Source organism: Kitasatospora sp. NPDC048296 (assembly GCF_043201815.1).
Classification (GTDB): domain Bacteria; phylum Actinomycetota; class Actinomycetes; order Streptomycetales; family Streptomycetaceae; genus Kitasatospora.
On the sequence record NZ_JBICZB010000060.1, the window covers coordinates 21,676 to 40,806 of the forward strand.

The following is a 19,131-nucleotide window of genomic DNA, read 5'->3' on the forward strand; positions in this document are numbered from 1 at the left end:
CGCCTGCCGCTCACGATCGCGGACCCGTGGACCCTTCACCCGGTCGGCTCCAGGCCGGTGAGCAGGTCGAGCAGGCCGGCGGGGGCGTTGTCGCCGAAGATGAGCTGGTGGTTCTGGTCGGATTCGGCGGCGAAATGGGCGCTGCGGGGAAAGAGGGCCTGCTCGTACTCCGCGAGGGCGGCTTCGATGTCGCCGGGGTGTGCGGCGATGGCTTTGCCGAGTTCGGCGCCGTCGAGCATGGCGAGGTTGGCGCCCTCCCCGGCGAACGGTGACATGAGGTGGGCGGCGTCGCCCAGCAGCGTCACTCCGGGAACGCGGTCCCACCGGTGGCCGATCGGCAGGGCGCTGATCGGGCGCGGGGCGAGAGCGGTTTCCCCGTCAGTGATCAGTGCGGTGAGCTCGGGCGCCCATCCGGAGAATTCTGCCGCGACCTGGGCCGCCGCCGCTTCGGGACTGGCGAGGATGGCGGCGATCCATTCCTGCGGCTTGGTGAGCGCGACGTAGGTGTGCAGGACGGCGTGGGCCTCTCGGTGGCCCAGGATCCCCTTGCCGGCCGTGACGGCGAACAGGGAACCGTCGCCGGTGGCCTTGGCCGCTGCGGGGTGGCGTCGGTCGGCGTCGTACAGGTAGGTCTCGATGAACGACGTGCCGACGTACCCGGGCTTCGCGTCGGAGAGCAGCGGCCGGACCTTCGACCAGGCGCCGTCCGCGCCCACGAGGAGGCCGGTCGTCACGGTTGGCCCGTCGGCGAAGGTCAGCTCGTGCCTTCCGTCTCCGAGGGGGCGGACACTGGTGACCTTGTGTCCCCACTGGATCATCTCGCCGGGCAGCGAGTCGATCAGGATCCGACGCAGGTCTCCGCGGAGCACCTCGGGGCGCCCGCCCGTGCCGTCGTCGGGCTGGGCGAGCAGGACTGCGCCGTGCTGGTCGAGCACGCGCAGGGCCTCGCCGCCTTCGTGGATGATCGCGCGGAACTCGTCGGTGAGGCCGGCCGCTTCGAGGGCGAGCTGCCCGTTGTACTCGTGGAGGTCGAGCTGACCGCCCTGCGTGCGGGCGTCCGCCGACGTCTCGGCTTCGTAGACGGTCGCGGGGATGCCGTGCAGGTGCAGGACCCGCGCGAGGGTCAGGCCGCCGAGCCCGGCGCCGACGATCGTGACGGGAGTGGTCATGGTGGTTGCCCTTTCGGCCGGGCATACTCTACCCGGATACAGTGTTCGCAGTAATGGGCGCTACAGTAGCACTACTGCGAACAGTGAGCGCAGTAGTGAGGAGGGAAAGCCGATGGACGACGCTCACACGGTGATCTGGAGCCGGCCGGAGCGGGCCACGAAAGGCCCCGCACCCTCACGCACCCGAGCGGAGATCACCGCCGCCGCCATCGCGATCGCCGACGCCGAGGGCATCGAGGCACTGTCCATGCGGCGCGTCGCCAAGGAACTGGGAACGGGTACGGCCTCGCTCTACCGCTACCTGGCATCCAAGGACGACCTGCTCGATCTCATGCTCGACGCCGTAGCGACCGAAGACGGCGGCCCGCGCGCCCCCACCGGCGACTGGCGCGGCGACTTGCGGACACTGGCCCATCGCTCCCGGGCCACCATCCACCGGCATCCCTGGATGACCTCCCTCGCGGCAGGCCGCCCATCACTCGGACCGAACTCCCTCGATGCCACAGAACACGCACTCGCCGCCCTCGACCCCCTCGGCTTCGACATCGACGTCATGATCACCGTCGTCGATACCCTGCAGGCCTTCGTCCGCGGCTACGCCATCGGCGAACTCGCCGAACAGGAAGCCGTCCGACGTTCTGGTGTCGGCAACCAGGAATGGATGGACGCCCACAAGCCCTACCTCGACGAAGTCGTCAGGGCCGGGCGTCACCCACTCCTGGCCCGCGTCATCCGTGATGCCGAACTTCCCCACGCGGCCGACAGCGCCGAGCGCGGGTTCGAACTGGGACTCGAACGACTTCTGGACGGTTGGGAGACCAACCTCCCAGGCCGGTCCTGACGATTCGGCAGCGCCAACGGGGGCTCCGTCCCGCGGCACCGGTCGTCCCGGGTCGGCGGCCACCACCTGGTCAGCGCCTGCGAGGGCCACGGCGCCGTGCTGACCACCGCTTCGACCGCTCTCCAAGCCGGTTGTCGCAGTCGCCGGCGAGGTCTTCGGCGTTGCCGGTCCCGACGGTGTTTCAGGCCGGCTGGAGGATTGCCTCGATGAGGTGTGGTCCGGGTGTGGCCAGTGCGGTGGAGAATTGTTCGGCCAGCTCGGTTGTGCTTGCAGCCCGCGTCGCGGGGACGCCCATGCCGGTGGCCACGGCGGTGAAGTCGATGTCGGGTCGGCTGAGGTCGAAGAGGGCGTTGGCGGCCGGTCCGGCTTGGCCGCCGCCGACACGGTCCAGTTCGGCGCGCAGGATCGCGTAGGAGCGGTTGTTGAGTATGACGGTGGTCACGTTGAGGTTCTCGCGGGCCTGGGTCCATAGTCCGGAGACGGTGTAGAGCGCGCTGCCGTCGGCCTGCAGGCAGACGACGGGCCGTTCGGGACATGCGATGACTGCGCCGGCGGCCACCGGGATGCCCTGGCCGATGGCGAGGCCGGTCAGGCCGAGCACGTCGTGTGGTGCAGAGTTGGCGGTCGCCGGGAAGAGGGTGTTCATTCCCTCCGTTATGGACTCGTCGACGGTGATCGTTTCCGGTGGGAGCAGGGCGCCGATGACCCTTGCCCAGTTCTCTGTGCGCAACGGCTCGTCCGCGATGGGAGGCGGGGCGTCTTGCGCCGGCGGCACTGCGAGGGTGTCCGGCGCGACGATGTCTGCCAGTTCCCTCAGCGCGTCGATGACATCGAAGCCCTCGTCGGGGACGAAGTGGTGCACGCGCGTTCCCGGTGGAGTGAGAAGGCCCGGACGGCCCGGATAGGCGAACGATGCCACTGGTTCGCGTGCTCCGACCAGGATCAGGTGCTTGATGCCTGCCAGTTGCTGGTTGACGGTTTCAGCCCGGTAACCCAGGGGCTGGACCGCCGGTACGCCGGCACCGCGCCGCAACCGGGCGGGCCAGGTCGGGCAGAAGGCGGCGGTTCCGGTGGCCCTCTGTATCCGGGCGGCAGCTCGCAGGCCCCGCTCACCCAGTCCGGCTCCGTCGATCAGCAGCGCGACGGGCTCGGCACCAGCGACCAATGCAGCTGTGGTTTCCACGTCTGCGCGGGTGACACAACGCAGTGGCGGTGCCGGCAGGTGCGGCGCGGGCGGGGCGCTCTCCTCCCAGGAAAGGTCGGCGGCGACGATGAGTGTCGAGATCGCGCCGGAGGTGCCGGTTTGTGACCGGTCCGGGGCGCCGGGCACCCCGGCGCTCATCGCCGCCGCCACGGCTGCGGCGGTGTCGGGACCGATGTGCGCCGCGGTCTGTGGCCGGCGCACCCAGTGGGAGACGGTCGCGGCGGCGGCATCGATGTCGGATTCCAGGGGCGAGTCGAGCTCCTTGTGCGAGCGGGCGTGGTCGCCTACGACGTTGACGATGGGGGTGTGCGCTCGGCGGGCGTTGTGGAGGTTCGCCAGGCCGTTGGCCAGGCCGGGGCCGAGGTGGAGCAAGGTCGCGGCCGGCCGGCCGGTCATGCGGGCGTAGCCGTCGGCGGCCCCGGTCGCTACTCCTTCGAAGAGGCACAGCACACCGCGCATGGCCGGGTGGCGGTCGAGCGCCGCGACGAACTGCATCTCCGACGTACCGGGATTGGCAAAGCAGACGTCCACACCGTTGTTGAGCAGGGTGCGCAGGAGAGTCTCGGCACCGTTCACAGAAGCTGATCGCCTTCCACTGATCCTTTTGAGTCGTGGTGTTCTCGCTGTTGGAGGCCTGACGCCCACACCGCTGGCACATCGGCCAGGACGCGGGCGTCGGCTGAGGGCCGAGGTGCGATGCCGTCTCTCTCCACGACGTGCCACGATTGACGAGTTGACGGAGTGGATGCGGGTGCGGACCAGGCCGACGGCGTCCGGGAGATGGCGCGGTGACGGCCGGGGTTCGCGTTGCGGACGTCTGCCGGATCGGCGCCGAGCGTGATCACTCGCAGGCATGCTCCCGAGGACGGCAGACGTGATGGCCCCCTCGGTTCGGCGACGGCTCGGGGATGCCGGCAGCGCGTCGGCGCTCGTACGGGCCTGCGGCGACTGCTCCCCGTCGATCTGCCCCGCGCTCATGCTGCCCGGAGCAACGCTCGCCCGAGCACGGCCGGCCGCAACAGCTTCGACGGCGGATCGAGCAGGGCCAGGACCCGGATGAGCTGGGCCGCGACCGTCGGCTCGGTAGCCGCGGCGGCCATCAGCCGGCTCATCACGGCGCCCTGCATCTTCTGCGTCAGGTTCGCGGGTTGTCCCGGCTCGCCGACCATCCCCCAGGGCGCGGTCAGAATGCCCGTTGCCCGGGCCAGGAAGTTGGCGGTGACGTCGCGCCGGCCGGCTGAGAGCGTGTCGCGCAGCGCGCGGGCCTCCAGCGCCGCCACCGTCAAGCCCTGCGCGTTGACCGGGCTCAACGAGCACAGCGCGTCCCCGACGACGACCAGCCCGTCCGGAAGACCGGCGAGTTGGTCGTACCGGCGCCACCGGGTCGCGGGAAAGCGGTACGCGACGATGTCGCTGAGCGCCTCGGCGCTCTTCAGCGCCGCGACCACGTCGTCCGGGGCGGCCGCGGCAACATACTCCGCGAATCCGGCCTCGTCGGTCGGTGGGGGCGCGGCAGGGCCGGTCCCGGTGACGGTCAGTACGTGCTGGCCGTCCTCGACCGCCAGCAACAGCAGCCCGCGGCCGCCTGCCTTGACGTCGCCGCCGATGAGATGCGCCCGGTCGTGCCGGGGCGGGAGCCGGACGAGCCGGCTGGCGTAGGCGACGTCGACGTTGACGCGTTGCTCGGCGGGACGTTCGTATCCGAGTTGCTCGAGCCAGACCGGCGTACGGCTGCCCCGGCCCATCGCGTCGACCACCAGGTCGGCGTTCAACGTCTCTTCGCTGCTGCTGGGCTCCTGCCGCAGGATGCGTACGCCGGTGATCCGCCGGTCATCGCCGATCAGCCCGACCACGTCGGCGCCGAGCACCATCCGCAGGCCGTCCTGTGCGACCAGCCGCCGGTGCAAGTGGCGCTCGTAGAACGGCCGGGTGGCGTGGACGGAGTGCGCGCCGACCGGCACCCGCGGCAATTCCTTCCCGCCGAGGTAGAAGCGGTAGTCCGACAGCACATCCGCCACGACCGCGCCGTCGGCGCTCATCTCGTCGACCAGACCGGGAAAGACCTCGTCGACGACTCGCGCGCCTGCTGCCCGCTCGCCGATCGCGGCGACCTCGCGCGGAGCCGGTCCGCGAAGTCGGCCAGTCGGCGGAACGCGGCGCCGTACTCGCGCTGGCGCTCGATATCCATCTGCGGGAGCTGCGCACTGCGGGCGTCCATCCGGATCCGGGTCGGGGCGGCGGCGCCCTCGGCCGGCCAGCGCAACTCCCACAGGTGCACGGGCAGCGCGTGGTTGGCGACCAGGCCTGGTGGCAGGGCCACCACGGATGCCGGCAGTCCCTTTCGGACCAGCTCGGCCCGGATCCGGCGACCCGACTTCCGGTAGGCCACCGATGCGGGGAGCACGATCAGTGCACGCCCTCCGCACGCGCCGGGACGCCCAGCTCCCACCGCGGGTCGCGCAGCAGGTCCTCACGGCCCCAGTCGACCACGCCCACCGGGGGCTCGCAGACGACCAGGTCGGCACGCAGGCCGGGAAACTGGTCGTGGCGCAGCGAGTCTCCACAGGCCACCGTGGCTGCGGTGGCGGCGCGCAGTTCCGTCACGCCGACGGCCGCCGGGTCGAGGTCCTGGCCGTAGCGGTGGGCGGCCGGACCGACGGCGAGCAGCCGCGTCCCGGGTCCGCAGGACGGGCCGAAGACGGTGCGGTGGTCGGGGCATCGGCAGCCCCGGCCAGGGCGGCGACGATCCGTGCCAGCGCTGCTGTGGTCGCCCGTTCGCCGCCGCTGCGGGCCGTGGCGGCGGCGAGGCGCTCGACCAGGGCTTCGTGGAGGGCGACCGCGCCGCGATCGGCGGCCATCGCTGAGACGGCTTCGGCGGCGGCCACCCAGTGGCGGGAACTTCCACTCGGAGGCGCCGTCCAGCAGCCGGGCGGCGACCGCCCCGAGGGCCGCGAACAGGTCGTCGCCGTACTGGGCACACGGAAGGGGGCAGGCAGCTGTCCTCCCCGTACTCCGGCATGCCCGGTGCGACGCGGCGTCCCGAAAGTCGGCGAACAGCTCCAGCCGCACCTCCCTCCGCTGCGCGAGCGCCCCGGGATGCAACACCACAGCAACGGTCGGAGATATTATCTTCTAACTATTCGCGGGCTGCCCCTTTGCGCTTCGAGAGCCTCACTGCCTAAACGGTAGCGAGATCCTGCCGCGCCATGCTTGAATACCACACGAAGCAGCCATGGAGGTTCCGGTGATCGCAGCAATGGTAACGGCCTGCGCCAGCATCCTGATTGCCGCCATGGCCTACTGGCTGAACCAGCAAGGAGAGACTCGCAGATCGCTGAGGAAAGCGCGAATCGACTGGGTGGGCAGTCAATTGAAAGACCTTTATGGCCCACTTCTCGTTCTCACCGAAACGAACGAGAAGGCGTGGAACGAGTACCACAGACTCTACATTCTGCCCGCCGATTCAGGCCCGGCTGGGATTCCACTGACGGAACCGGAGGAAGCGCGGTGGCGCACGTGGGTCGAGGCGGTTTTCGCCCCGACTGCTCAGAAGATGCGAGAGATCATCACCGCCCGGGGCGACCTTATCATCGGAGGAGAAATGCCGCCCGCGGTCCTCGACTTTTGCGCACACGCAGCTACCTACGACGCCCTTCTGGCGAACTGGGACAAGGCCGACCCGAGCAAGTCCACCCTGATTCGCCATCCGGGAAACCGATTCCTTTCCTATGTCCGCGAGTCGTACGGATCGCTCAAGGCGGAACAAGCACGCCTACTCAAGGCGGCACGCGAGAGAGTTTAAAGAAGTGAAAGGAGGCCGCCATCAAAGTATTTCTGAGCTGGTCCGGAGAGCGTTCCAAGAAGACTGCCCAATCCCTGTGGTCCTGGCTGCCGGAGGTTCTCCAGTACATCAACCCATGGTTCTCCAGTCTGGACATCTCCGCAGGACGTAGAGGAGTCCGGGAGATCACATCCGAGCTCTCCGAAACAAATTTCGGGATCATCTGCATAACACCGGAAAATCAAACTTCCACTTGGATCAACTTTGAGGCCGGGGCCCTCTCCAAGCAGGTCGACGGCGGATACGTCGTCCCGTTCCTGATCGGCATGAAAGCGACCGAACTCATCAGCCCTCTCAGCCAGTTCCAGGCCATCATCGGGGACAGCAAAGACGACGTGCGGAAGCTTCTTTTCGACATCAACGATGCCTCGGGCGGCCTGGAAATTCCGCGTGCCCGATTGGAACGTTGCGAGTGCCGATAAATCATCCGCGCAGGTCGCGACCTTGATCGTCGATGTTCGGATCTGCTCGGCGCTACCCCGGCATCTTCACCTACACAGGGCACCAGCGGCATCATGATCTGTCATGCTGCTGCGCCTGGCCTACCTCGCCGCGACCAACACCATCGCGCTGCTGCGACTCCTGCCGATGAGCGACAGAGAGAAAGACATCGAGATCCTCGCGCTCCGGCATCAACTGCTGGTCCTGCAACGCCAGGTCGGCAAGCCCGTCTTCACCGAAACCGACCGCGCCATGCTCGCCGGCCTGCTCCACCACCTCCCGACGGACAAGCTACGACGCCTCTTACTGCTGGTCCGCCCAAACACGGTCCTACGGTGGCACCGCGACCTGCTCAAACGGCGCCACGCCGCGACCTGCGCGCCGAAGCGTCGCGGGCGCCCACCCACCGTCCGCTCGGTCCGCGCCCTGGTCCTGCGCCTGGCCCGCGAGAACAGCTCGTGGGGCTACCGCCGCATCCACGGCGAACTCGCAGCCCTCGGCATCAAGGTCGCCGCGTCCACCGTCTGGGAAGTCCTCCGCGAGCACGGCATCCCGCCCGCGCCCGAACGGCAGAGTACGAACTGGGCCGACTTCCTGCGCGGCCAGGCCGACGCCCTGCTCGCCTGTGACCTCTTCGAGACCCGCACCCTGACCGGGGCCCGCCTGTACGTCTTCGCCGTCATCGAGCACGCAACCCGCAGGGTCCGGATCCTGGGCACCACCGCGCACCCGACCGCGGACTGGATCGTGCAACTCGGACGCAACCTCCTCATGGACCTCGAGGACGCGAGCAGCAGGGCCAGATTCCTGATCCGCGACCGCGACTCCAAGTTCACCGCCGCCTTCGACGCCCTGCTGACCGACGCCGGACTGACCGTCATCACCACCGGCATCCGGATACCGCGAATGAACTCCATCATGGAGCGCTGGATACAGACCTGCCGCAGGGAGCTCCTGGACCGCACCTTGATCTGGAACCAGCGCCACCTCGTCCACGCGCTCCGCGAGTTCGAGACCCACTACAACGAGCACCGACCACACCGGACACTGCAGCAAGCCGCGCCCCTTCGCCCACTACCCGAACCGGTCAACCTGCCAGCGCACATCACACAGCTGGAAGTCCGCCGACGAGACCGACTCGGCGGAATCCTCCATGAGTACCAACATGCCGCTTGACCAGGACGGATGATTAATCGGCACCCACAAAGCAGAGGGCCGGGTTGAGCGCCGGGTTCCCCGGGAAGAGCTGGAGCTGCGTGTAGAGCTTGAGTTCGGCCGGCGTGGCCGCCAGAGCCGGTGAAATGGTCTGCATCGATTCCACTCAATTCGCCGTTGCGTGTGCGCGGATGATGACACGGACGAGCCGGTTCCCGGGTTTATCCGGAGTATGCCGTGGACTGCGGTCGAAAAGGCTTCCGCAGTTCCCGGTGCAATGGCTCGTCCCGGGCTGCGCGGGAATTGGAGAATTCGCCGAGCAGGACCTCGGCCGCCGTTCTCGGCGCCCGACCGAAGCGTGATCGGCGCGGTCACTGCCTGAGAAGATGTTCCCTCGTGCGTACGTCAGACGCCGACCGTCCACAGCCGTTTCCGGCGCCACCCCTGTGGAGCAAGGTCGAAACGATCCGACTCGTCTCAACCTAGAGCGAAGTTACTGGACGGTCAAGTCAGAACTCGGTGAAGAGCTGTGCACACACGGTGCGAACACCCCCTCCGACCACCCGGGAGCACGTCTCACGGCCCGAATTCACAGCAGCCGCAAAGAACTTCTCCTTCGGCATCTGCTTGCGCCTGCCGTCGCCGCTGACTAATGTCCCGGGCAGCTTCGGAACTGCGCACATGCACGGGGGAGAAATGTTCCGACACACTCGTCTGCGCCGATATCAGGCCGACCCGCCCACACGTTTACCGCTCGCCGCCTTACCCGGCACCGCAGGGCTCTACGCGGGAGGGCCTGACGACGGGATTCCGCTCGTCCTGGTGCACGGCATCAGGCTCTCCGCCTCGATGTGGGCACCGCACGCGGCCCGGCTCATCCCGCGCTTCCGGATCACCGCCTGCGACCTACCGGGCCACGGCGCCCTGCGGGGAAGGCCGTTCACCCTCGACGGCGCCATCGCCCAGGTCGATGCCGCCGTTGCCGCGGCCCACACGGCCTGCGGCCGTCCGCCCTGGATCGCCGGGTCCTCGCTCGGCGGCTACACGACGCTCGCGTACTGCGCCGCCCATCCCGGGCGGGTCGCGGGCGCGTTGGTCAACGGGGCCACGGCGGACACCAGGGCCCGGGTCGCCCGCCTCTTCCGCACCGCCGCACACGTGGTGGAACTGCTGGGCGAGGAACGGGCCGAGCGTCTCAACAACCGCGTCTTCCGGCGGCTCCTGCCGCCCGAGAGCCATGCGGCGGTCATGCGGGGCGGACTGTCGATGCCCGCCTTCGGCGACTGCGTCGCCGACCTCACCCGGCGCGATCTGCTGGCAACCGCGCGCCGTTGCACCACCGCGACCGTCTTCGTCAACGGCCGCCGCGACCGGCTGTTCCGTGCCGAGGAGAAGGCCTTCGTCCGGGCGGTTCGCGACGCCGGCGCCCCCGCTCGGCTGGCCCTCGTGCCCGGTGGCCACCTGCTGTGCCTCACCGATCCCGACGCCTTCAGCCGAGTACTGGCACGCGGTCACCAGGAGCTCGTCCGACTGACGTCACCACCTGCCGACCCCCTGCGGGAGTCCCCATGACCACCTGGTTGCACTCGTTCTCCACCCCGTCGTCCCGCACCGGAGCGGCCCGACGTGCCGCGGCCCGGGTCGTCTGCCTGCCCTACACGGGTGGCACGGCCTCCGCCTACCGCCCTTGGCGGAGCCCCCTCCCCGCGGAGGTGGAGCTGTTGGCGGTGGAACTTCCCGGCCACGGAATGCGAATGGCCCAGGAACCGCTCGAGGAGGTGGACCTGATCGCCCGTTGCGTCGCCCGTGAACTCCTGCGCAGCCGCACTCCGCTGGTCCTGTTCGGGCACAGCACGGGCGCGCTGCTGGCCTACGAGGTGAGCCGGTTGCTCTGCGCCGCCGGCGCCCCACCGGCAGCTCTGGTGCTCTGCGCGATGAGTCCCGCGGACTGCCTGGACCGCAAGGCCGTCCGCATCCTCGCCGAGCGCGACGAGTTGCTGATGGACCAGATCAGAGAACTCGGCCACACCCTGCCGAGGCCCTCGCCTCGCGCGAGCTGCGGAAGCTCCTGCTCCGCCCGACGCGCGCCGACCTGCGGCTCCTCTCCCGCGCACCCGACCCGTCCCCGGTCCCGCTCGACGTCCCCCTGCTCGCCCTCGCCGGCCGCTACGACCCCCTCCACCCCGCGGCCAGGGTCGCCGAATGGCGCCGGCACAGCCGGCGCTGGCTGGGTCTGCAGGTACTGCCCGGTGACCACTTCTTCCCGTGGCAGAGTCCGGAGGTGCCGCTCCTGCTGGGAGATCTCGCCGTCCGGGCGGTGCCCCGTCTCCCCCACCGCACCGCGCAGGTCGCCGGGTGAGACGGCCCGTGTACGCTCGCCCTGATCGATCGGACGTGATCACGGAAGCCACGACAGGGCGGGGGCGCGGTGGGCGGTGCGGCTTGGCGAGGAGACCACGGACCCGACCTCGCAGGGAGGTCCCCGGCATCCCGGGATCTCACCGACGCGATTCGCGACCGCCTGGCTTCGCTCTCCACCGCCGTGACCTGCGCGGTCCTCGACCAGGTCCCCGGGTTCCGCGACCACGGGCCGCCGCAGGCCGACCTGGACGCCTCCGTCCGGCAGTTGCTGCAGGCCGCTCTGGCGGCCCTTCGCGAAGGCCGGCCCGATGCCGACGAGCGTGACCAGGCCCTGGCCCACGCCTACGGGGCCCGCCGCGCGGCGGACGGCATACCCGTCGAGGAGGTGACGCTGAGCTTCACCGTGGCTGTGCGCGTGCTCTGGCGGGAGATCCAGTCGGTGGCCCGTCAGGTCGGAGCGCTCGACGACCTGGCAAGCGTCTTCGAGATGGGGATGCTCTGGCTTCACTCGCTCAGCGGCTCGATGCACGCGGGCTACCGCGGCGCGCTCGGTGATTCGGTCCAGACGGCCGCCGCACGACGACTCGGCGAGCTGCTCTCGGATCCGGCCGCAACGGCCACCGTGCTCCGCTCCGTCCTCGACGGCCTCGGACTCGAAGCCGAGGGGGAGTTCCAGGTGTGGGCGGCCGACTGGCGTCCGGACCTCGCTGACGCCTCGGAGGCCCGGGCCAGGCTCGCCGCCGGCCCCGGCACCTGCGTCCTGACCCATGCAGCCGGGGGAATCGCGGTCGTTGGCCAGGACGCGGATCCTGCCGCGGTGGAGGCGGTGCTCCTCGCCGCGGGAGCCGCCTCGGTCGGCGTCGGCCTGGTCCGCCGCGGGCCGGTGGGCGTTCGGCACGGCCTGGCCGACGCCGACAGCGCGCTACGCATCGCACAGCACCGGCCGGGGATCCACCGCTACGCCGTGCTCTGGCCGTATGCGCTGGTCGCCGACGCGGACCCCTCCCTCGACCCCGTACTCGCCGAGGCGCTGGGCGTGGCCCGCTCCCATCCGCATCTGGCGGACGCGATACGGGCGTTCGCCGACCACGGGTTCTCGGCGGCGGCCGCCGCACGGGTGCTGCGGGTCCACGCCAACACGCTCGCCTACCGGCTGGACCGGTGGAACGAGCTGACCGGGCTCGACTGCCGCGACTACGCGGGGCTGATCGCCTCCCGCACCGCCGTCGAACTGGCCCCGCCCGCGTCGTAGCACGCCCGTCGAAGCGGTCCGCGGTCACGGCACGGCACGGGCTCCGTCAGCTCACGGTGCCGACAGCACCCCGGTCAGCACGTACTCCACGATGCGCTTGACGAACGCGGCGTCGACCGGCTTGGGGCGGACCACCGTGTGGAACCAGAGCGCGCCGCCCAGCAGGTCCAGCACCGTTTCGGCGTCCGTCCCGGGAACCAACTCGCCACGGGACGCGGCACGCTGGAAGATCGCCAGCTCACGGGCCAGCATCTCGTCGAAGTACTCGCGCATCAGGCGGGAGAGTTCGGGCCGCTGCGGGAGGGCCCCGAGCGCGCCGATCGCGACGTTCGCGAGGGGCGGCTCGGTCAGCAACCGCGCGATGTAGTCCACCAGGGCGGTGAGGTCCCCGCGCAGGCTGCCCGTGTCCGGCACGTCGAACGTGAGCAGGGCCGCGTCGGTGAGCGCGGCGGCCACCAGGTCGTCCTTGGAGGGCCACCAACGGTAGATGGTCGTCTTGTTGACGCCGGACCGGGCCGCGACGCCCTCGATGGTCAACCGGTCGTAGCCGTGCTCGGCGAGCATGGCCATGGTCGCCTCGAACACCGCCGATGCGTTGCGCGGACCGTGCCGCTTTCCTGCCCTGACGCCCGGATCCCGGCTGCTGTCCTGCATACCGGGCAGTCTAGTGCCACGCATCGTCGCGTCCCTCCGGTCGATCTCCGGTCCGCGGCGGCCGGCTCAGGAAGGCCGCGGCCAGCACGATCCCGCACCCTCGGTGCAGCCGCACCGGCACGGCGGTCCCGGCAGGCAGCCGCCCCCCGAGCGGCCGGGTCAGCCGCAGCGCCAGCTGTCCCGGTGTGCGCGCGACCGCCCGGAACGCACCGAGCGAGAAGGAGTGTTCCGCGTACGGTGACAGCGCCTTGAAGGCGGCCTCCTTGGCGCTGAAGATCTCCAGCGCCGCCCAGCGGTCGGTGCCGATCGACCGCCGCTCCTCGGCCGAGAGCACGAACCGCCGCAGGGCGGCGAGCGCGTCGGCGGAGAGCCGGGCGCAGGACTCCACGTCGATGCCGAGCGCCCAGCACCCTCGCCGCTCCGCCACCGCGGCCACGAACCAGCCGGCGCTGTGGCTGATGCTGCCCGCCAGTCCGACGGGCCAGACGGGCTCGCGCCCGCGGCCCACGGGCACCGGCGCCGGTGGGTGGCCGAGGTCCCCCATCGCGCGCCGCGCCAACGCGCGGCCGGTGGCGAACTCGGCCCGGCGAGCGGCGCAGGCCTCCCGCACGGCGGATGCCTCCACGGCGAACAGCGGGCCGTCGTCGATCTCGCCCGCACTGGCCACGACCGCCACCCCCTGGGGCAGCAGCCGGCGCAGGCCGGCTGCCAGGTAGGCGCCGTCGACGGGCCCGGAGGTCATCGGGTCTGCTCGGCTACGCGTTGCAGCCCCACGCAGGTCCAGTAGTTGTGCCCGGTGGACAGCGCGAGCACGCGGTCGCCGTGGCGGGCTTCAGGTTCGATCTCGGCCAGGTTGACGATCACGTCCGCGGCAAAACAGTGCCCGTTCTGCGCTGTCTGGGTGACCATCCGCCCGAGGTCGAGCCCGCCTGCGGCGGCCAGCACGCGCAGCACCGTCAGGCCCACGTTGCCCACCACGATGCGGGGGTAGTCCTCACGGCGGAGGCGGTGGGAGGCGAAGAATCCCTCGGCGGCTCGGCGCATGCCCCCCGCGGTGCGGCGGACCATCGCGATGGTGTCCACTGCCGGGTCCACGTCGTGCATGGCGTGGTCCGTGGCCGAGTGGATGTCGCCCACCAGCCAGCCCTCATCGGGGCGGTCCGCGGTGACCAGGACGGAGGCGGCCGCGTCGCTCATCAGGCAGGTCCCGGCGTCCACCAGGCGCGAGCGGTCGTCCCAGACGTCCGTGGTCACCAACAGCACCCGTCGGGCGTCGCCGACCTGGATGGCGTTGCGGGCGATCCGCAGGGCGGCGCCGAAGTTGGCACACACGTTCGCGGTCGCGCCCAGCAGCGGAACCGTCTCGGCACCTGCCGCCATCGCGAACCGGTCGGGATCGCGGCTCAGGTCGACCCGGCTGTCGGTGGACTCCGAGGCGTAGATGACCAGGTCGAGGTCGGTCGGCTCGACCCCGGCCCGCTTGAGCGTCTCGGCGGCGCTGTCCGCGGCGAGCTGCCAGGGCGGCACGTCAGCCTCGTAGTAGCCCTCGAGCCGCTCGTGCGCGAGCCGTTCGGCGGCCTCCGGGCTCGATGCCGTCCAGGTCCGCTTGCGGCCGAAGGCCCAGGCGGCGGAGTGCAGGTAGGCGGAGTGCAGGCAGGTGAGGTCCGGGTGCGCGTCGGTCACCGGGCCACCGCCTCGGGCCGCGAGGGAGCCGCGACGCTGGTCTCCACCGGAGTGCCGGCACCGAACAAGCCCCGGACGAGCTGGGTCATCGTGCTGTCGAACGCGGCGAGGGCGATGGGCTCGATGATGTCCGCGATGACCGGCATCCCCAGGTCGAAGTCGCAGTGGAACCGCACGACGGCGCCATCACCGTCGGGGGCTACCCGCCACGAACCGAAGAAGTCGGCCAGGTCTCCGCTGGTCTGCGTGAAGGTGATCGCGCGGTCCACCGGATCGCACACGTCGCGCTCGGTCCAGCGCAGAATGCCCTCGTAGAAGGAGACCTCCCAGTGGGAGGTGCGGGCCCCGTCATCCTCCAGGGCCACGGATGTCCGCCTGATCACCTCAGGGGCCAGGGCGGCGAAGCTCTCGAAGTCGCACACGCGCCGGTAGACCTCATCGGGCGTCAGGCCCCGGACGTCGGCCTGCAGGGAGAACTGCCTCATGATGTCGCTCCTTGGGTGGTCAGGCGGGCCGTGCCGCCGAGGTGGCCGGTGGTGCTCATCCAGTGGCGCATGGTGCGTCGCAGCACCTCGCCCGGATCCGCGTCCGCGCCACCGGCCGCGGTGATCACGGCGGGGCTCTCGGGGAACGGCGAGCGCACCGCGATGTACGGGGCCACGTGCTCGAACAGTGCGGTGACCTTGCGTCGGAGTTCCTCGGGCAGGGCGCCCAGGAAGACCGGCTTGACCAGCCGCTCGTACAGGTCGGCGGAGACGATCCGCGGGGCGGCGATCGGCCTTCCGGCCTCGGCCGCCAGGGCCACCAGCTCGGCGATCAACTGCTCCAACGGCATGGCTCGGTGGCCGGCGGTGATCCACGCCTCGCAGGTACCGGGCGGCAGTTCGCCGCGCACCGCCGCGGCGATGACCCGGGCCACCAGGTCCTGCGGCACGAAGTCGACGAGTCCCGACTCGTCGGAGGGGAAGGCCGGGAACAGGTCGCTCAGGATCGCGCCGCAGATCCGGTGCAGCCCCTGGAACTCGCTGATCACACCGGTCCCCGAGTCGCCGACGACGATCGAGGGCCGCAGCACGACGTGGTCGCCGCCCCAGACCCTGATGCTCTCCTCGGCGGCGGCCTTGGACTCGGCGTACGGAAGCACGCGGCCGGCGTTCTCCGGACGTGTCAGAGCATGGACGAACGCGGTACTCACGTAGTACAGCGGCACGTTGGCGTCCGTCGCGAGCCGGAGCAGAGTCCGGGTGCCCGCGACATTGGTGGCGTCCAGCTGGGCCGCGGCCCCGTTGAGCCGGGTGTCGGCCGCGGCATGGACGATCCCGCCGATCCGGGAGACGAGTTCGGCATAGGCCGACCGGTCGAGGCCCAGGCGCTCGGCCCGGATGTCGCCGGTGACGGTCGCGGAGCCGGGCAGCGGGCGGCGGTGCACCAGGGCGACGTACTCCCAGGGGGCCAGCACCGAGCGCAGGGCGGTGCCGACCACGCCGGAGGCTCCGGTGAGCAGGACGGGCCGCCTGCGCGCGCCGCTGCCGTGGTTCAGGGGGTTCACGTGCACTCCAGAGGTCCGGCGAGTCGGTCCACCACGTCGGCGGCGCGGGTGCGGGCGTTCACGCGCGAGCAGCAGCGCCCGGCGTACATCGCCATCTCCGTGATGCGTCCGGTGGTGTTCCTGGTCGGTGCGGCTGCCGAGAACCGGTAGACCGGATACCGGGTCCCGGCCACCGCGGTGGTGCCGATGAAGGTCTTCGGATAGTGGTGCGGAGCACTGGTCAGCGCGTTCCGCAGCACCCGGTGGGGGCGCCGCGGCCGGCCGGGGGTGAACACGTCGGTGACGACCGTGTCCTCGGCGGTGGCGGCGGTCACCCGATCCTTGTACAGGTCGTGGGCGTCCGACTCGTGGGTAGCGATGAAGGCGGTGCCGCCGCACACCGCGTCGGCCCCGGCGGCCAGCGCCTCGGCGGCGTCCGCCCCGGTGGCGATGCCGCCCGCGGCCACGATCACCGCCGCCGGATGGCGCCGCCGGACCGCGCGGACGAGGTCCGTGGTGAGCTCGGAGCCCAGCAGCCGTCCCCCGGCATGCGCGCCCTGGACGAGCACCGCGTCCGCACCCAGCCTGATCGCCGCGTCGGCCTGTGCGGCGCTGCCCACCTGGAGCAGGAGCCGCCGCCCGCCGGCGCGGATGCGGGTGCAGGCGGTGCTGGGAAGCGTACCCAGGGCCGTGATCGCCAGCCGGCGCGGCGTTCCGTCGAGGATCCGGTCCAGCTGGGCGGCCAGTACGGCGGGCGGGACCGCCTCCGGAACCAGGCTGACACCCGTCTGGCCATCCGTCATGTCCACGAGCTCGGTCAGCATGTGGTCGAGTGCCTGGCCGGTCGCCTTGTACAGCCCCATCAGGCCGAGCCCGCCGGCACGGGCGACGGCCGCGGCCAGGGCCGGTCCGGCGACACCGCCCATCCCGGCCGAGACCACCGGCCGGTCCACCCCGAGAGCGGTCCGGAAGGTTCGGGTCACGACGGCTGGTCCGCGGTGTACGCACGCACCGCCCGCAGCGCCGCCGACAGGTCCCCCTCGAAGCGCTGGCCGAGCGCATGCAGCCAGCGCTCCAGGCCGAAGGCGACGCAGCTGGTGTGCGCGACCTCCTCGCCGATCCGCAGGTCGGCGCGTTCGCCGAAGAAGTTGCGGTGGTAGTTGACCGAGGCCACCGCGGTGCCGTCGGCGCTGAGGAACTCCCTCTTGACCGGGAAGAGCCGCTGCATGACGGCACGCGAACCGTCGGGGTCGAAGAACGGATCCGTGGCGATCTCGGTGCGCAGGTCCAGGCCGAGGTGGTCGGAGAGACCGTGGATCAGCGACGTGAAGTCGGCGAGGTGCTGTCGTGCCTCCTCCGGCCCACCGATCAGGACGACCTCCCGCATGGTGAAGCCGCACAGCCTGCGCAGGCCGTCGTACTCGTCCTCACGCCGGTAGCACTGGGCAACCAGCGTGAAGGCGGCGGGCGTCTCGAACCTGCGGCCGGCCAGATTCGCGTACGCGGTGTAGCAGGCCGCCGACGGCAGCATGTGGACGGCGGACCCCAGATCGGCCGCCTCGATCCGCGCGTCCGGCGCGGCGGGGTGCCGCGGCAACCGCGAGGCGCGGTCGGGCGCGATCGGAGCCACCACCAGACCGAGGTGCGGGAAGTTGGTGAAGTAGTCGAACCTCGCGAGATCGGAGGCGGTGAGCAGCGGCGGGAACGCGACGTTCGCAGCCCCCGCGCGCTGCGCCCAGCGGACCACGAGGGTGTCGAGCTCGGTACGCAGCAGCAGGGCCTGCGGGCCGAGCGTCGCCAGGCCGTCGCGGACCTCGACCGCCGGCAGGGTCGAGCGGACCAGTGCGGTCATGACAGTGCCCTTCGGCTGAGGAACGCGGTGTCGATCCGGTTGAGGGTGCGCAGGTTCTCGACGTCGATCCGCTCCGGATCGACCGGCTCGCCGGTGACCTCCTCCAGCAGGAAGAGGAACTCCACGAGCGCCATTGAGTCGAGGATGCGCAGGTCGATGAGGTCCTGGTCCCAGTCCTCCGGGTCCACCGCCTGGCTGCGCTCGCCCAGGAACTCGATCACCCGCGCCATGGGGCTGTCAGCGGACGGCGCCATCGAGCGCCCCCCACGGAGTCGTGAAGATGCCACCGGCCACGAAGAAGCGGTCCACCCGGGCCATCACGCGGTGGTGGAACTCCTCACGCACCGGGTGCCGCAAGGCGGTGCGCCGCACCGTCAGCGGTTCGACGATCCCTGCCTCGCGGTAGGCCCGGGGGTTGTACAGGCTCTGCACCGAGTACGTCATGTACGCCTTGATGTACTCCTCGGCCCCCGCTCGCCCGTCGTGTCCCCGCTCCTGGTCCTCGGCGCAGGCCAGGTCGAAGAGGTGCTTGACGAACTTCTTGCCGAACGCCACGTGGCGGCTCTCGTCGTGGTGGTGCGCCGCGTGCAGCTCGCGGAGGATCTCCGGCAGCAGCGGATCGCGCCCCAGCCGGGCGTTGAAGTAGTCGAAGATCTCCTCGAAGATGAGGATTCGCGCGAAGACCAGCAGATCGCCCCAGGCGCCGTGGGCCTCCTTGGTCGCAAGGGGACTGGCGGGCTCGGGATAGACGCCCCCGGCGTACCGGTTGCAGAACTCGGCGAAGAACCACATGTGGGCGTTCTCCTCACCGATGAAGTGGTGCAGGTAGCCCGAGTACTCGGCGAACCGGGGCGTGTGGATGCGCCGGGCCACCTCGCTCATCAGCTCGCGGATCCCGTGCACGTGCAGGCTGAAGAAGTTCACCGTCTCACGGCGGGCCAGCGCCTTGAGGCTCGTCTCGTCCGTGACGAGCCCGGTTCCGTGGACGCTCAGCAGCTCCGGGTTCATCCACCAGTCGCCCTCGGCCATCGCCTCCGGCCAGGAGAACTTCGTGTAGGGGTTGTAGAAGTCCCGGCTGGACTTCTCGGACAGGCGTTCCAGGACTTCGTGGAAGGACGCCTCTGCTACGGCGTTCGTCATCATTCCCCGT

23 protein-coding genes are annotated in these 19,131 nt (G+C 70.6%); 7 read left to right on the forward strand and 16 right to left on the reverse strand.

Annotation, left to right across the window (positions count from 1 at the left end):
- Nucleotides 1-35: 35 nt before the first annotated feature.
- Entirely contained in the window at nt 36-1,169 is a 1,134-nt protein-coding gene (locus ACGF12_RS28585) for an FAD-dependent oxidoreductase (protein WP_393036007.1), read from the reverse strand.
- A gap of 112 nt (nt 1,170-1,281) precedes the next feature.
- Here ACGF12_RS28585 and ACGF12_RS28590 point away from each other — a divergent pair, with 112 nt between their 5' ends.
- On the forward strand, nt 1,282-2,010 hold the full coding sequence (locus ACGF12_RS28590) for a TetR/AcrR family transcriptional regulator C-terminal domain-containing protein (RefSeq protein WP_393036010.1): 729 nt from the start codon (nt 1,282-1,284) through the stop codon (nt 2,008-2,010).
- Nucleotides 2,011-2,191: 181 nt separating this feature from the next.
- Here ACGF12_RS28590 and ACGF12_RS28595 read toward each other — a convergent pair whose 3' ends face one another.
- The 5 genes from ACGF12_RS28595 to ACGF12_RS28615 form a co-directional block, all read right to left on the reverse strand.
- Nucleotides 2,192-3,790 carry an acetolactate synthase large subunit gene (locus ACGF12_RS28595; RefSeq protein ID WP_393036013.1) on the reverse strand — a complete coding sequence of 533 codons (1,599 nt, stop codon included), beginning with the start codon at nt 3,788-3,790 and terminating at the stop codon, nt 2,192-2,194.
- A gap of 398 nt (nt 3,791-4,188) precedes the next feature.
- Complete coding sequence (locus ACGF12_RS28600; protein WP_393036015.1) at nt 4,189-5,253, reverse strand: NAD(P)/FAD-dependent oxidoreductase; 1,065 nt, start codon at nt 5,251-5,253, stop codon at nt 4,189-4,191.
- Nucleotides 5,250-5,603, reverse strand: coding sequence for a hypothetical protein (locus ACGF12_RS28605; RefSeq protein WP_393036018.1), 354 nt, complete (start codon nt 5,601-5,603; stop codon nt 5,250-5,252). Before ACGF12_RS28605 ends, ACGF12_RS28600 begins: the two co-directional genes overlap by 4 nt.
- A 17-nt stretch (nt 5,604-5,620) precedes the next feature.
- The gene (locus ACGF12_RS28610) at nt 5,621-5,818 is read right to left on the reverse strand and encodes a hypothetical protein (protein WP_393036020.1); all 198 of its coding nucleotides are present in this window, start codon (nt 5,816-5,818) and stop codon (nt 5,621-5,623) included.
- Nucleotides 5,815-6,072, reverse strand: coding sequence for a hypothetical protein (locus ACGF12_RS28615; protein WP_393036023.1), 258 nt, complete (start codon nt 6,070-6,072; stop codon nt 5,815-5,817). The genes ACGF12_RS28610 and ACGF12_RS28615 overlap by 4 nt, the downstream gene beginning before the upstream one ends.
- A 374-nt stretch (nt 6,073-6,446) precedes the next feature.
- Between ACGF12_RS28615 and ACGF12_RS28620 the strand changes: the two genes are divergently transcribed.
- The 3 genes from ACGF12_RS28620 to ACGF12_RS28630 all read left to right on the forward strand — a co-directional run bounded on the left by ACGF12_RS28620 (nt 6,447) and on the right by ACGF12_RS28630 (nt 8,672).
- Nucleotides 6,447-7,016, forward strand: coding sequence for a hypothetical protein (locus ACGF12_RS28620; protein WP_393036026.1), 570 nt, complete (start codon nt 6,447-6,449; stop codon nt 7,014-7,016).
- Nucleotides 7,017-7,048: 32 nt separating this feature from the next.
- Nucleotides 7,049-7,477 (forward strand): TIR domain-containing protein, encoded by a 429-nt coding sequence (locus ACGF12_RS28625; RefSeq protein WP_393036087.1) that lies wholly within the window; start codon nt 7,049-7,051, stop codon nt 7,475-7,477.
- 103 nt (nt 7,478-7,580) lie between these two features.
- Nucleotides 7,581-8,672, forward strand: coding sequence for an integrase core domain-containing protein (locus ACGF12_RS28630; RefSeq protein ID WP_393036028.1), 1,092 nt, complete (start codon nt 7,581-7,583; stop codon nt 8,670-8,672).
- A gap of 13 nt (nt 8,673-8,685) precedes the next feature.
- Here the strand turns inward: ACGF12_RS28630 and ACGF12_RS28635 are convergent, their stop codons facing one another.
- Nucleotides 8,686-8,808: a hypothetical protein gene (locus ACGF12_RS28635; RefSeq protein WP_393036031.1), complete on the reverse strand. Its 123-nt coding sequence runs from the start codon at nt 8,806-8,808 to the stop codon at nt 8,686-8,688.
- 665 nt (nt 8,809-9,473) lie between these two features.
- Here ACGF12_RS28635 and ACGF12_RS28640 point away from each other — a divergent pair.
- The 3 genes from ACGF12_RS28640 to ACGF12_RS28650 all read left to right on the forward strand — a co-directional run bounded on the left by ACGF12_RS28640 (nt 9,474) and on the right by ACGF12_RS28650 (nt 12,264).
- Nucleotides 9,474-10,223 carry an alpha/beta fold hydrolase gene (locus ACGF12_RS28640; RefSeq protein ID WP_393036034.1) on the forward strand — a complete coding sequence of 250 codons (750 nt, stop codon included), beginning with the start codon at nt 9,474-9,476 and terminating at the stop codon, nt 10,221-10,223.
- Nucleotides 10,220-11,035, forward strand: coding sequence for an alpha/beta fold hydrolase (locus tag ACGF12_RS28645; RefSeq protein ID WP_393036037.1), 816 nt, complete (start codon nt 10,220-10,222; stop codon nt 11,033-11,035). The genes ACGF12_RS28640 and ACGF12_RS28645 overlap by 4 nt, the downstream gene beginning before the upstream one ends.
- Nucleotides 11,036-11,193: 158 nt before the next feature.
- Complete coding sequence (locus tag ACGF12_RS28650) at nt 11,194-12,264, forward strand: helix-turn-helix domain-containing protein (RefSeq protein ID WP_393036040.1); 1,071 nt, start codon at nt 11,194-11,196, stop codon at nt 12,262-12,264.
- Between the two features lie 51 nt (nt 12,265-12,315).
- Here the strand turns inward: ACGF12_RS28650 and ACGF12_RS28655 are convergent, their stop codons facing one another.
- From ACGF12_RS28655 to ACGF12_RS28695, 9 genes are read right to left on the reverse strand one after another with little or no spacing between them, the layout of a single operon-like run.
- Entirely contained in the window at nt 12,316-12,918 is a 603-nt protein-coding gene (locus tag ACGF12_RS28655) for a TetR/AcrR family transcriptional regulator (protein WP_393036043.1), read from the reverse strand.
- A 10-nt stretch (nt 12,919-12,928) separates the two neighbouring features.
- Nucleotides 12,929-13,660 carry a 4'-phosphopantetheinyl transferase gene (locus ACGF12_RS28660; RefSeq protein WP_393036046.1) on the reverse strand — a complete coding sequence of 244 codons (732 nt, stop codon included), beginning with the start codon at nt 13,658-13,660 and terminating at the stop codon, nt 12,929-12,931.
- Nucleotides 13,657-14,601 (reverse strand): hypothetical protein, encoded by a 945-nt coding sequence (locus tag ACGF12_RS28665; RefSeq protein ID WP_393036049.1) that lies wholly within the window; start codon nt 14,599-14,601, stop codon nt 13,657-13,659. Before ACGF12_RS28665 ends, ACGF12_RS28660 begins: the two co-directional genes overlap by 4 nt.
- Nucleotides 14,598-15,086 (reverse strand): type II toxin-antitoxin system RatA family toxin, encoded by a 489-nt coding sequence (locus ACGF12_RS28670; RefSeq protein ID WP_393036051.1) that lies wholly within the window; start codon nt 15,084-15,086, stop codon nt 14,598-14,600. The genes ACGF12_RS28665 and ACGF12_RS28670 overlap by 4 nt, the downstream gene beginning before the upstream one ends.
- Nucleotides 15,083-16,150, reverse strand: a complete 1,068-nt coding sequence (locus tag ACGF12_RS28675) for an SDR family oxidoreductase (protein ID WP_393036053.1) — start codon at nt 16,148-16,150, stop codon at nt 15,083-15,085. The genes ACGF12_RS28670 and ACGF12_RS28675 overlap by 4 nt, the downstream gene beginning before the upstream one ends.
- Nucleotides 16,147-17,112, reverse strand: coding sequence for an NAD(P)H-dependent flavin oxidoreductase (locus ACGF12_RS28680; protein WP_393036056.1), 966 nt, complete (start codon nt 17,110-17,112; stop codon nt 16,147-16,149). Before ACGF12_RS28680 ends, ACGF12_RS28675 begins: the two co-directional genes overlap by 4 nt.
- Nucleotides 17,109-17,981 carry a hypothetical protein gene (locus tag ACGF12_RS28685; RefSeq protein ID WP_393036059.1) on the reverse strand — a complete coding sequence of 291 codons (873 nt, stop codon included), beginning with the start codon at nt 17,979-17,981 and terminating at the stop codon, nt 17,109-17,111. Before ACGF12_RS28685 ends, ACGF12_RS28680 begins: the two co-directional genes overlap by 4 nt.
- Complete coding sequence (locus ACGF12_RS28690; RefSeq protein WP_393036061.1) at nt 17,978-18,235, reverse strand: phosphopantetheine-binding protein; 258 nt, start codon at nt 18,233-18,235, stop codon at nt 17,978-17,980. Before ACGF12_RS28690 ends, ACGF12_RS28685 begins: the two co-directional genes overlap by 4 nt.
- Nucleotides 18,219-19,121 (reverse strand): diiron oxygenase, encoded by a 903-nt coding sequence (locus tag ACGF12_RS28695; RefSeq protein ID WP_393036064.1) that lies wholly within the window; start codon nt 19,119-19,121, stop codon nt 18,219-18,221. The genes ACGF12_RS28690 and ACGF12_RS28695 overlap by 17 nt, the downstream gene beginning before the upstream one ends.
- Nucleotides 19,122-19,131: the final 10 nt, after the last annotated feature.

Bases quoted from the DNA above. Each gene is read 5' to 3' on its own strand.
- ACGF12_RS28585 (WP_393036007.1), bottom strand. From the start codon at position 1,169: ATGACCACTCCCGTCACGATCGTCGGCGCCGGGCTCGGCGGCCTGACC.
- ACGF12_RS28590 (WP_393036010.1), top strand. From the start codon at position 1,282: ATGGACGACGCTCACACGGTGATCTGGAGCCGGCCGGAGCGGGCCACG.
- ACGF12_RS28600 (WP_393036015.1), bottom strand. From the start codon at position 5,253: ATGAGCGCCGACGGCGCGGTCGTGGCGGATGTGCTGTCGGACTACCGC.
- ACGF12_RS28615 (WP_393036023.1), bottom strand. From the start codon at position 6,072: ATGGCCGCCGATCGCGGCGCGGTCGCCCTCCACGAAGCCCTGGTCGAG.
- ACGF12_RS28620 (WP_393036026.1), top strand. From the start codon at position 6,447: ATGGAGGTTCCGGTGATCGCAGCAATGGTAACGGCCTGCGCCAGCATC.
- ACGF12_RS28630 (WP_393036028.1), top strand. From the start codon at position 7,581: ATGCTGCTGCGCCTGGCCTACCTCGCCGCGACCAACACCATCGCGCTG.
- ACGF12_RS28635 (WP_393036031.1), bottom strand. From the start codon at position 8,808: ATGCAGACCATTTCACCGGCTCTGGCGGCCACGCCGGCCGAACTCAAG.
- ACGF12_RS28645 (WP_393036037.1), top strand. From the start codon at position 10,220: ATGACCACCTGGTTGCACTCGTTCTCCACCCCGTCGTCCCGCACCGGA.
- ACGF12_RS28655 (WP_393036043.1), bottom strand. From the start codon at position 12,918: ATGCAGGACAGCAGCCGGGATCCGGGCGTCAGGGCAGGAAAGCGGCAC.
- ACGF12_RS28660 (WP_393036046.1), bottom strand. From the start codon at position 13,660: ATGACCTCCGGGCCCGTCGACGGCGCCTACCTGGCAGCCGGCCTGCGC.
- ACGF12_RS28670 (WP_393036051.1), bottom strand. From the start codon at position 15,086: ATGAGGCAGTTCTCCCTGCAGGCCGACGTCCGGGGCCTGACGCCCGAT.
- ACGF12_RS28685 (WP_393036059.1), bottom strand. From the start codon at position 17,981: ATGACCGCACTGGTCCGCTCGACCCTGCCGGCGGTCGAGGTCCGCGAC.
- ACGF12_RS28690 (WP_393036061.1), bottom strand. From the start codon at position 18,235: ATGGCGCCGTCCGCTGACAGCCCCATGGCGCGGGTGATCGAGTTCCTG.
- ACGF12_RS28695 (WP_393036064.1), bottom strand. From the start codon at position 19,121: ATGACGAACGCCGTAGCAGAGGCGTCCTTCCACGAAGTCCTGGAACGC.